The organism is Streptomyces sp. NPDC001858 (assembly GCF_053594615.1).
The window spans coordinates 1-11,322 of the sequence record NZ_JBSFEV010000085.1 but is presented as its reverse complement, the minus strand read 5'-3'; the positions used below and the strand labels follow the sequence as shown (position 1 = coordinate 11,322).

Annotated in this window: 9 protein-coding genes and 1 pseudogene; 1 reads left to right on the top strand and 9 read right to left on the bottom strand. The window is 66.2% G+C overall.

Going from position 1 to position 11,322, the window contains the following annotated elements; translation table 11 throughout:
* Window positions 1-248 precede the first annotated feature (248 nt).
* The 3 genes from ACWCPF_RS44995 to ACWCPF_RS44985 form a co-directional block, all read right to left on the bottom strand.
* The gene (locus tag ACWCPF_RS44995; protein ID WP_451050954.1) at window positions 249-1,613 is read right to left on the bottom strand and encodes an MFS transporter; all 1,365 of its coding nucleotides are present in this window, start codon (window positions 1,611-1,613) and stop codon (window positions 249-251) included.
* Window positions 1,610-2,257: an ArsR/SmtB family transcription factor gene (locus tag ACWCPF_RS44990; RefSeq protein WP_451050953.1), complete on the bottom strand. Its 648-nt coding sequence runs from the start codon at window positions 2,255-2,257 to the stop codon at window positions 1,610-1,612. Before ACWCPF_RS44990 ends, ACWCPF_RS44995 begins: the two co-directional genes overlap by 4 nt.
* 88 nt (window positions 2,258-2,345) lie before the next feature.
* The gene (locus ACWCPF_RS44985) at window positions 2,346-5,381 is read right to left on the bottom strand and encodes a Tn3 family transposase (RefSeq protein WP_451050952.1); all 3,036 of its coding nucleotides are present in this window, start codon (window positions 5,379-5,381) and stop codon (window positions 2,346-2,348) included.
* Window positions 5,382-5,550: 169 nt separating this feature from the next.
* Here ACWCPF_RS44985 and ACWCPF_RS44980 point away from each other — a divergent pair, with 169 nt between their 5' ends.
* Complete coding sequence (locus tag ACWCPF_RS44980) at window positions 5,551-6,066, top strand: endonuclease domain-containing protein (RefSeq protein WP_451050951.1); 516 nt, start codon at window positions 5,551-5,553, stop codon at window positions 6,064-6,066.
* Between the two features lie 98 nt (window positions 6,067-6,164).
* On the opposite strand, the gene ACWCPF_RS44975 is transcribed toward ACWCPF_RS44980, so the two are convergent.
* The 6 genes and pseudogenes from ACWCPF_RS44975 to ACWCPF_RS44950 all read right to left on the bottom strand — a co-directional run.
* Window positions 6,165-6,320, bottom strand: coding sequence for a hypothetical protein (locus ACWCPF_RS44975; RefSeq protein WP_451050950.1), 156 nt, complete (start codon window positions 6,318-6,320; stop codon window positions 6,165-6,167).
* 1,281 nt (window positions 6,321-7,601) lie between these two features.
* Window positions 7,602-8,594, bottom strand: a complete 993-nt coding sequence (locus tag ACWCPF_RS44970) for a hypothetical protein (protein WP_451050949.1) — start codon at window positions 8,592-8,594, stop codon at window positions 7,602-7,604.
* Between the two features lie 149 nt (window positions 8,595-8,743).
* Window positions 8,744-9,589, bottom strand: a complete 846-nt coding sequence (locus ACWCPF_RS44965) for an IS5 family transposase (protein WP_451050955.1) — start codon at window positions 9,587-9,589, stop codon at window positions 8,744-8,746.
* Window positions 9,590-9,832: 243 nt separating this feature from the next.
* Window positions 9,833-10,668 (bottom strand): IS5 family transposase gene (locus ACWCPF_RS44960; protein ID WP_451050948.1). Its coding sequence is split into 2 segments (ribosomal slippage): window positions 9,833-10,293 and window positions 10,293-10,668, totalling 837 coding nucleotides; the frame shifts between segments, so codons are not numbered across the junction.
* 71 nt (window positions 10,669-10,739) lie between these two features.
* Window positions 10,740-11,066 (bottom strand): hypothetical protein, encoded by a 327-nt coding sequence (locus tag ACWCPF_RS44955; protein WP_451050947.1) that lies wholly within the window; start codon window positions 11,064-11,066, stop codon window positions 10,740-10,742.
* A gap of 46 nt (window positions 11,067-11,112) precedes the next feature.
* Window positions 11,113-11,322 (bottom strand): annotated as a pseudogene (locus ACWCPF_RS44950) (hypothetical protein); the annotation flags it as partial.

The window sequence follows — 11,322 nt, the reverse complement described above, 5'->3', positions numbered from 1 at the left end:
GGACTGTCCCGGCAAACCGCCCTGCGGGCCGACCCACCTCATGCTGTTGCCCTGGTGACACTCCGCGACCGCTCCCCAAGATCTGTGCCAGAACCAATTTCTGACACCGTTTTATGGGCATGATCCGGCGCCGATCCCGCCGCGTGCCGCCTCTTCCCGATCTTGCTCATCAATCGGTCGATAGATGAGCGCCGGCCCGAGGCTTCGCGGACAGGCGCGGCGCTCGGGCGCTCACTCGCGTACAAGTTCTATTGGGTTCGTCCGGTCTTCAGGTTGTCCTGGTGAGAGTGATCGGCATCCGTCTGGTGCAGATTGGAGCCAGCGAGACTCGGCGCAGTGGGCTCGCTGCGGTGAATCCACAGGAGGGCTCCAGCCATCAGCACAGAGCCTCCCAGCAGCCAGGGAAGTGGACCAGGCGGCAGGATGCCAACGGCCAGGCCGGTGAGAGCTCCGGTTAGTTGCAGTGCGAGGGACTGAACGGATAGCGCCGTGGCGCGTCCCGCGCTTGGGACTCGGCGGTGAAGGAGGTCGTTCTCGCTGGGTCCCGCCGCGCCGAGACCGAGGTATACCAGGCCGTAACCGGCAGCCGCGAGGGCCATGGAGACGGGGCTTGTTGCCACGGCGGTGGCGCTGAGCAGGAGCAGGCCGCTTGCGCTGGTGCCCAGGCTCACCAGGACCGCGCGCTCGCCGCTGCCTGCCAGCTGCGCGGTCAGCGGCGCGAGATGGCTCCCAATCCCCGAGCAGACGAAGCCGGCACAGGCGAGTGCGGCGAAGAGCATCGCACCCGACTCCGGCGCTCCAGTGAAAGCCGCGGCACGGCTCGGCGTCAGCAGCTCGACCGTGGCCAGGGCGCTGCCGGCGGCCGCTGCGCTGAGGAGCACACGGCGGACCAGCACGTCGCGTCCGCCGAGCCGCAGCCCGTCGGCGACGGTGGCAGGGATGCTCCGGAATACGGAGCGCAGCGTGCTGGGTGGACGGGGCGGCTCGGGCAGGGCGGAGAGGACGTACAGCACGAATGCGATCTCGACTGCTGCGCCCAGCAGCGGTGGGACGGAGAGTGGGATCACCAGCCCTGAAGTTGCTTGGCTCAGTCGGGCCCCGACGTCGGGGCCCAGTGCGAGCAGCCAAGGGAGGGTGCCGCCGAGCAGGGTGCCCGCGGCGAGCGCTGCGGAGGTGGCGGAGCCGCCGCGGGCCAGGCCGGTGCGTAGGTCGGTGTCGGGGCCGGAGTGCGCCTGGACAGTGTCGACGTACCAGGCCTCGGCTGGCCCGCTGGACAGGGCGCGCCCCGCGCCCATGAGGGCCATGCCGAGGGTGAGGACCCAGGGCGCGGTGCCCAGACTTTGGAGAGTGAAGGCGGCCAGGTTCAGCAGGCCGGCTGCGGCCAGGACGGCCCGGCGGCCGAGTACGTCGGAGAGTCCGCCGGTGGGCAGTTCCAGCGCAGCGGCGGTGAGGGAGTGCGCGACGAAGAAGCCCGCGATGGCGGCAAGGGTCATGCCGCGTTCAGTGAAGAGCAGAATCAGGGGGGTGACGGCCAGGCCCAGAGGCAGCCAGAAGAGGACACAGGCTGTCACATAGCGGCGTCGTGCAGAGCGTAAGTCCAGCAGCCGTGTCACGACGCCGCCTCGGTATCCGTATCCGACGGGGTGGAGGCGTCCGGCTCTTCCATATCGGGGCCATGAGTTGCGAGTGGCAGTCCGGCGGTGACGAGCACGACCTGCGCGGCGCGGGGGTCGGCTTCGTCGCGCTGAGTCAGTTCTTCCAGTTTCCGGTCGAGTGTGTCCCAGAGTTCGGTGAGCGACTCAGGGGTAAGACGGGGCATCCAGTCGTTGATCCCGGCCGGCTCCAGCCACTCCGGGCCCAGTCGCCCGGCGGCGATGTCTGCCTCGTGCCGGACGAGCGATGCCTCCAGGTGCTCGACCTGGCTCTTGCGGGAGAAGCTGAGGAAGGCCCGGCTGTCCGGTGAGGCTTCCATCGCCCTGTTGTTCCAGGAGGTCACGGAGTGCACCGCCTGCCAGCGGCGCTCCCGCCCGTCGCGGTGCTCGGCCTCGGCGACGAACGCGTACTTCGCCAGAACCCGCAGGTGATAGCTGGTGGAAGCGGATGACTCCCCAGTCCTGGCGGCGAGCTCACTCGCGGTTGCTGGGCCGTCCTGCCGCAGCAGCCCGAGCAGCCGGATACGCAAGGGGTGCGTAAGGGCCTTCAGGGCTGCAGCGTCCCGCTCGGGATCGAGGACACGTCTCTGTTCTTCGCTGACCATGACGGGAGGTTAAGACTCCCAGAAGGTTTCCCAAAGTATTTTTGCAGAATTTCTTTTGGGAAGTTAGCTGACGCTGGACTGGACAGGCTCACGCGTCCGCCCGTTCCTCAGCCGGCTCCCCATCGCCCGCCCTACGGGGGCCGGGCACCGTGACCGCAGTGAGGTTGAGGCGGGTGTCCATGTTCAGGTTGACCTCGCCGTACGGGCGGACGTGGGACCAGAACAGCGGGGTCAGTCCGCGCCGGTCGGTGGGGGTGAGAAGCTCGGCCCACTCCTGTTCGTCCAGGACGTCTTGGAGCATCAGGGTGTTCACGTAGACCAGGGCCGATTGCAGGATCCGCAGGCACAGCACGAACATCTCCTGCTCGTCGCGCCGGTTCGAGGCGATCTCGCCGCCCTTGCCGTAGGCGATCACGCTGTTGGCGCCGTTGGAGGACTCCATGACGTTCAGGCCCTCCTCGATCTCCCGCTGGAGGTCGCGCAGTCGCAGGTAGCGGGCCACGAAGATGGTCTTCTGAGCGCGGCCGACCTCCAGCATCGCCGCGTAGGTGGGGTGGGAGGCGTTGCGGGTGAAGCGTCGCAGGATCGCCTCGGTGGAGGCCGTGCGGGTACGGATCGCGGTGGCGTACTTGATCATCTGGTCGTACTGCTGGGCAATGAGTTCCCAGCGGATCGGGCGGGTCAGTGCCGGGGCCAGCTGCGGGTAGGCGTCCGCCTCGCCGACCACTGGCCGGTACAGCTTCACCTTGTTGATCCGCTTGATGCGCGGCAGCAGGTCAAAGTTCAGCAGCCGCGTGATGCCGAACCCGATTTCCGACTGGCCGTGCGAATCCGTGTAGTTGGCCTCCACGTCCATGGTCGTGTCGTGCCGCATCGCACCCTCGATCATCGCGGCGACTTCGGAGGCGGTGCAGTTGATCAGCTGGGAGTGGATGGCCAGGGACTTCTTCTCCACGTGCCAGTAGATGAGCACTCCGCGGCCGCCGTAGCGCGAGTGCCACTCGGTGAACAGGTTCTGGTCGTAGGCGCGCACGTGGGTGGAGTCGGAGGCGACGGCGGTCGAACCCTGACCCCACAACTCGGTACTGCGGGCGGTGAAGGTGGCGTTCGCGATCTGGACGGCGATGGCGCGGGCGGCCTCCGCTGATAGGTAGCGGCGGCGGACGTAGCGGAGTTCGTCCTCGGTGTGGCCGTGGCCGCCGGACGCCACGGCCTTGATCCCGGTGTTCGTGCCGTACGCGTAGATGACCAGCAGCAGCCGTTCGGCCAGTACCTCCGGCGAGAGGCTGCCGCCGCCAGAGACGGAGGTGACCGCGTCCAGACAGCCGGTCCGCAGCACCGCTTCCTTGAGCATGTCGACGAGCGGCACGATGCCCCATCGCCGCTGCACTTCGGCCTTGATCCTGCGCAGGTTGCGCGGCTCGGGCTGGGCCTCAGCCGCCGTGAGCCGGATCGCCCCGGACTTTCGCTCGGCGATGTCCAGCCAGGACAGCTTGGGCATCCGGTCGTTGAGCAGGGTCAGTTCGGCCGTCATCTGCTCGCGCAGCTCGTCGATGAACACCGCGGCGTCCAGCGGCTTGCGCAGCTCCCGGTAGTTCTCCGCCCGCCTCGCCTCGAAGTCCTGCGGCAGGTCCTCGTCCGGGTTGCGCCACTTGTCGGCGCCGACCACCCAGATCTCCTTGCACTTGAGCTGATCGCGCAAGGCCTGGAAGGCGACGACCTCGTAGACCATGCGCACCACCCGGCGCCGGCCCCGCTTGTCGGTGCGGTGGACGACCTCCGCCCAGTCCCCGCCCATCGCCTTGTGGACCGGCACCGTCTCACCCAGCGGGTAGTACGTCGTGTTCCCCGCGTTCGCGTACCGCGCCACCAGGGCCAGGGCCTCGATCACCGGCCGGTGCGTGTGGTTGGAGGAGCGGAACTCCAGCACGTCCAGCAGCTTGATCAGCCCGCGCCGGTAGTGGTTGGTGTACGACGCCTTCAGCGTCGTCTGCACCGTCCGCCGGTAGACCGGCCCCCGGGTCTTGAACTCGTGCACCAGCTCCCGCAGCGTCGCCTCGCCCCCGGATACCGCCGGGAACACGACCTGACGGACCGTCCCTTCCGGGGTGCCGAGCGAGGCTTCGGCGAGCTTGAAGAGGATGTTCTCCTTGCCCGACACCTTCTTGAACGCGTTGACCAGCTGCTCGGTGACCTTCTTCTCCGCCCGCGCCCCGATCCGGTGCACCGTGGAGATCAGCAGCTCCACCAGCGTGTCGGTGATCTCCCGCTCCCGCTCGTGCAGCAGCGCGGCCAGCAAGGTGACCCGCAGCGCCACCGGATGCGTCCGCAGGTGGGAAGGCGACTCCACCGCGGCCCGTGCCCGCCAGCCGGCCACGACCTTCGGCGCGACGTCGATGAACAGATCCCGTGGCAGGCCGATCGCCCGCACCGCCAGGAGCTTGTCGATCTCGGTGAGCATCGTCTCCAGGCTCACGTTGCCCGGCGCTTCCTTGACCTTCGCCAGCACCGGCGGCGCGTCTTCGCCCTCCCCACCGCCGCCCGCGGGTCCGGCGTCGTCCTGGTCGGCGCCGGCCACCAGAGCCACGATCCGCTCGATGCTCTCCACGGTCAGCCGCGAGGAGACCAGGGCAGTCAGCGACTCCTCGGCCGCCCGCAGGGCAGCCGCCACGATCCGGTCGCACCGGCCCGACGTGGGCGGCTCGATGCTCTCCGTGCGGCAGCGCACCAGCAGTTCCACCCGGACCTGCTCGGGCCTACGTTCCTTGTGCGCGACGTGCTCGGCCAGATACGCCGTCAGCTTCTCCGCGTCCGCGACGCTGCACTCACGGAAGCCGAGGTGCTCCCGGATCTGCGCACGGTGGTACTCGACCGTACGGCCCGACCAGTCGTAGGACTCCAGCTCCGAGGCAGGAACCTGCACCTGCCGGGCGACGAACTCCACGGCCTCACCGGGCAGCTCTGCCCGGTTCCGGGGAAACCGCCCGTACTGCGTGTAGAACTTCAGCAGCACGGCGAAGCCCAGTCTCGTCGCACCACGCTTGCCGGACACAAGCGCCTGCTCGTCCTTCAACAGCGTCCAGTGCTCGACGAGTTCGTCCAGGTCCAACGGAGTACGGGCCACGATCGCCGATCGTCCTCGCAGAGCTTCACCCACCGCAGCCGTACGGCCCAGGACTCACCCACACGGGTGACGCCGTCGCAAGATCACTGCCGTTTGCGGCTGGTGACAGCATTCTTACCGGCACCCCTACACCGGCCACCTGCGCGGCGTCATGTACGACTCGCGCCGCATGCGCAGCATCCGTGCCGACGACTACCTGTGCACGCTGTGCGCCGAACGCCGGGCGGCCGCGTGGGATCACTGCCACGACCACGGCTATCTACGCGGGCCTTTGTGCGGCAGCTGCAACACCTTCGAGGGCAAGAGCGACCCGCGCCACTTCCTCGAGGAAAAGGAGGGGGCCGCCCTGCACCTCCTGGAGTGCCAAGGCTGCCTCGAAGGGCGGATCCTGCCCGGCCGATACCATGTCGGCCTCGTCCAGAAGCATCTGGAGGCAACCGAGCGCCACCGCCACCGCAGCCGCCCGTGCCGACGCCAGCCGTGGGCCCGGCACATGGAACTCGCCCACGGGGCACACCGCTTCGAGCTGGAATGCTGGCAGCACAGCACGACGTGGACGAAGGACGTCACGGTGCCCGACACCCTGGCCCTCGCACGGGACTTCGTCGACCAGGCGCTCGCCGCGCGGCCGGGCACCGTAACCGTGCCTGCACAAGCCGCGTTGGGCACACAGACGCGTGCATGAACATCCGACCCCCGCGGATACGCATGTGAGGCCCCAAGCCGGCGCATCAGCGCGGTGCGGGGCCTCACGGGCATCCGGCGGTCAGGACCGCAGTGCGGTCAGTTGCGCGTCTCCCACCACAGGATCAGCAGCGTCACGGCGCCGCTGCCCAGCTTGTAGGCGACGCCCTGGAGGAAGTGGTGGTGGACACCGTGTCCACGGCTCCCACCCCATTTCCGCAGGTGAGTGCTGATGGACGAGAGCCATCTGTCCACACGGCGTGGGTGCTTCGGATCTAAATTCGCGCTAGGCTCGGGCATGCGGTTCCTTGCGTCAGCGTGCGTTTAGGGACACCGCGAGAGGAGCCCTCCCAACTCAGAGGCCTGAGAAACCCGTTGGGACGCAGGGCTCCTTTCGCGTTCTGCGGAGTCTATAGGCGAGACGCTGATCGGTGTAGTTGCTCATGCGGGAATGCCCGCACAAGACAACACTCTGCCTACACTCTGCCTACCTTCTCCCGCACCAGAGACACATCAATACCGGAAAAACCGCAGCTCACAGGCGTTGATGTGATCCCGGTCACCATCAAGCAGTGAAGCGGTATTCGTCGGTCTTCCCTCCTGCGAGAAACGCAGGAACGGTCTTCCCTCCTGCGGGAAACGCAGGCTCCAATGCGCTCCAACGTAATCCATTGCATTCCATTTCATTGCATCGCGATGGGATGTAATGAAATGGATTACAGAGGGTTACGGAAGGGTGCCGGGCTTGAGGTCGCCTCGAAGCCTCGCGGTCTGGTCCTCGCAGGAATGTGAAACGCCTCGTCCCCGGCAGCTTCAATGCTGTGACTGAGCATTTGATTTGGCGAGTTGAGCAGGGTACCGGTGCGGCCCTGCTGGCGATGCAGGTTTGGGCCTTCTCTCGCGTACGGCTCGTGCTGTGCGGTGTGCTATGGCCACTGGCTCGCGACGACGCTCGACGCGACGGTCTCCCTGCGCGACGACGCCGGCGCCTCACTCGCCGGACCGGTCGTCGATGTTCCAGTAGGTCCGGTGTGGTCGCACGCCTGCCGTTTGGAGGACCTCGCGCTGCCGTACACGCTTCCCGAGCGGGCCACCGAGTGCCTGGATCTTGGGCCGGGGTGGCCGCGTACGTGGACGGTGACGTGGAGGTCGGGAAGTCCGATGTCATCGTCCCGGTGAAGGATCTGTCGGCCGGGCCGGTTCGGTGCCGGTACGGCGGTTCTCTTGGCGGACCGGTCAGCGTCACCGGCCTGGAGTGTCTGGTCTCGACTGGTCGGCAGCACGGTTTCGAGAGTATGGCCGAGCGCTGGCTGCTGCTGGACTTGGCGGGTTCGACGAGGTGCTGTCGCAGCCGTTCCGTCTGCGGTTCTCCTCCTCAGAGGGGAAGGGGTCGCCCATTTCCGGACTTCCTCGTGCTCGCGGCGGGGCCTCGTGGCTCGAGGACCCTGCTGAAGGGGAGCGGGCCAGCGTGACGCTCGTCGCCGCAGCCGCGCGGCAGGTGCCGCTGTGCGGAGCATTTTCTCCAAAGTGGCAACGTCATTCTGTCCCAGGCATCCGCGGGCGCATGGGGGCAGAACGCGCGTTGTATTCGCGTGCTACTGCCCACTGGTCGAAGTACATGCCCTTCTCTTCCGGCTGACCCCACGCTTCAGGGTGGAGATACCTTCCCCGCTCCTCCTCTGCCTTTTCCTCCTCGACCAAGAAGGGGTAATGGCGCGAGTAGTTGTCCTTTCGGACACCACTCACCTGCCACGAAACTTTGACCTCCGGGCGATCTGTCTTGATAGCAAATCGAGCCTCACGCACCTCTTCGCTTACGATCGCGTGAGCGAACTCGCGCCCCACAATCGTCAACTGATACCTGAAGTCGTCGTTTAGCTCTTCGAAGTACTCGGGCAGGTATACGGTTGCCGATCCTTCTGCGTCGGTCACGACAGTGCCGCTGTAGACGTTGAGCTGCTGATCTGACTCGACAAAGGAGTGCCGGAGGTAGCGGTTCTCTGGATCGAGCGGATGATCGATCTGGAATCCTCCAGAGGTCTTATAAAGGCGACCGATGACGTTTACCGTTCCTTCAAAGCGTCCGGCATACCCCTCGGCGGACTTACCCCAGATGCCGCAGGCGTTCTTTCCCGTCTCGGCTACCCCTGCCACCGCGGTATTGTTCTTGCCCAAGCCAGCCCCGGAAACTGCGTACTGCCCTGGCCCGGATTTGTTTGTGACTCCGCGGACTGCTACGCCGTCCTTGGTGTATCCGTCCACGCCGATTCCGTAGAAGGACTCTCCGCGCACGCCCACGCCCCAGGCGTTCGCGGCGAATGGCTCGGCGGTGCCGAACACCGCAAAGCTGTTGTTGCTCGTAGCCTTACAGAAAGCCCCGATGGTAATGCCGCTGGCTGAAATGGCCGACGCGGATTCTTGGTCGGAGTTGTAAACTGCCAGCGTGCTCTCAATGGATCCCGAGGTGAGAATGGTTGAGTCCTCGCCGGCGTCGTTCGTTGTCCCGAACTGCATAGCACCCGTGGTCATGTGATCGCCCTTCGAACGTGAACAGAAACACTGCCAAGGTGCCATCGCTAGAGGGAAGCCACTGTGAGGCCACGCCTTATGTAGATGGATTGGGGCCGGAGGCAGAGCCAAGCGGTCTAAGAGGACGTCCTGCTTGAAGAAGCGATAGTTCATGGTTTGTGCCAGGTTATGACTGTTTCACCCGTCGCTCGTTTTGCGAGGTTGGAGATCATCGCGAGGCGGATCATGCTCTCGGAGTGCGCCGGTTTGGTCTCGTAGTCGCGGGCGAGGCGACGGTGCATCATGATCCACCCGAAACTCCGCTCCACGACCCAGCGCCGCGGGATCACGGAAAAGCCTTTGACCTGCTCGTTCCGTGGGACGACGTCGACGTCGATGCCGAGCGAGGCGCCGTGCTCGATGGCCTTCTTCTTGTAGCCGGTGTCGACCCACGCCTTGCTGATGGTGGGGTGGTCGGCGGCGACGCGGGTGAGGAGCTGGATACCGGCCGCGTTGTCCGAGACGCTGGCGGCGGTCACCATGACCAGCAGTAACAGGCCGAGAGTGTCGACGACGATGCTGCGTTTGCGTCCGACGATCTTCTTGCTGGCGTCGGTGCCCTGGGTGTTGGTGGGCACGCTGGTAGCGGTCTTGACGCTCTGGGCGTCGATGACGCAGGCGGTGGGTTCGGCCGTGCGTCCTGCCTGCTCACGGACCATCCGGTGCAGGTGGAGGCCGAGTTTCTCAATGGTGCCGTCGGCGGTCCAGGCGCTGAAGTAGCCGAACACGGTGGTGTGCGGCGGGAAGTCGTGGGGCAGGTAGCGCCAGGGGACGCCGGTCCGGTTGAGGAAGAGGATCGCGTTCATGACTTCCCGCAGGTCAGTGACCTTTCCCCCGAGGTTGAGCGAGGTCTTCTGCCGCTCGGCCCGCCAGGCCGTCAACGTCGGCTCGATCAACGCCCAGCGGGCATCGGACAGATCGCTCAGGTACGGCTGGCGCTGCTGCGAGGAGGTCATGAGGATACTCATGCACGAGGACCACACCCGGGCATATCGCTCGATCGAGCGAGGCAAAAGCCGTCTTTCAAAACGTATTCGAACCGGACAGGAGCTATCGGCCTATACCGTGGTGAAATGCGAGATCAGCCCCGACGCGACCGCGGCCGCAAACTACCTGTTTCGCCTGTACACCGTGAATTCCGGCAGGAGCGAACCTCCACGAAGCGGCACATAGGTGACGCGAACGTCCTCTAAGAGGTCCTAACAAAGGCGTTGGACGTGTCGGTGGGTGATGAGGCAGGTGGCGAGGCCGAGGAATGCTTCGTGGATGTCGTCGCGTCGTTCCCAGCGGATCCGCAGGCGGCGGAAGCCGTGCAGCCAGGCGATCGTGCGCTCTACCACCCAACGAAAGATGCCCAGGCCAGAGCCGTGTTCAACGCCTCGTTCGGCGATGACTGGGCGGATGCCGCGCTGCCACAGCAGGCGGCGGTATTTGTCGTGGTCGTAGCCGCGGTCGGCGAGGAGCGCGTCGGGTCTGCGTCGGGGCCTGCCGACGACGCCTGCCACCGCCGGAACCTTGTCCAGCAGCGGCAGCAACTGCGTGACGTCGTTGCGGTTGCCGCCGGTCAGCGACACCGCGAGCGGGATCCCCTGCCCGTCGGTGAGGACGTGGTGTTTGCTGCCTGGCCGTGCGCGATCGACCGGGCTGGGCCCGCTTTTGGGCCGCGCCGCGCTGCCCTGACGTGGGAGGAGTCGATCACCGCCCGCGACCAGTCCAGTTTCCCCGCGGCCCGCAGTCTCTTCAGTAGCACCAGGTGCAGTTCCTCCCACACGCCGGCCTCGTTCCACGTGGCCAGGCGCCGCCAGCACGTCATGCCCGAGCCGAAGCCCAACTCCTGCGGCAGGTACTCCCACTGGATGCCCGTATGCAGCACGAACAAGATCCCGCACAGCGCCTGCCGGTCCGGGACCCGCGGGCGGCCCTCCACCAACTTCGGCCCCGGTCCCGGCAGCAACGGCTCGATGAGCGACCACAGTTCATCCGACACGATCCATGGCCGCGACTGTCGTTTCCCCACGACCAGACCAACGACCATCCAGGCCGAAAGTCACATGATCAACAACTTCTGTTAGGACCTCTAAGAGGCCCTAACACAATGAGGTCGTGTCACCAGCAGGCGACGCACTGGGTGAGGTCTTCCGACAGGAAAAGTATGAAACGTCTCTGCGATCCGGTGACGGTCGCCATGTAGACCCGAGCTGTTCCTGCGGCTTGAAGTCTGGCGACGGCTTCGGCCAGTCCGGGCCGAGGTGTGACGCCCGTGTCGAGCATGACTTCGTGCCGCCACGACCAGATGTCCCAGAGCTGTCGCGCAGAAGCCGTTTGGTTCAGAAAGACCTCGAAGCTCGCGCCTGCGACCAACTCGGCCAGGGCTGCGCGCGCAGGGCCGCTGCTGTCCTGGGAGAGTGCAGATTGCAGGGTGTCTCGGTTCATGCGATCAGTTTGCCCAGTCGGTGTATCGACGTGGGGCGAGTGCCCGTCAGGTCAAGGTCAGTACCTGGCGGTGGGTGATCAGGCAGCAGGCGAGCTTGAGAAAGGCGTCGTGGATGTCGGCCCGTCGCTCCCAGCGGACACGAAGTCGTTTGAAGCCGTGGAGCCAGGCGGTTGGGTCGGCCGCGCGGCGAGGTGCTCGCCGTGAGGGCGAGTCCTGTTCCGCGCGGCCTCCCGCCGAACCGGACATGACGGTTTC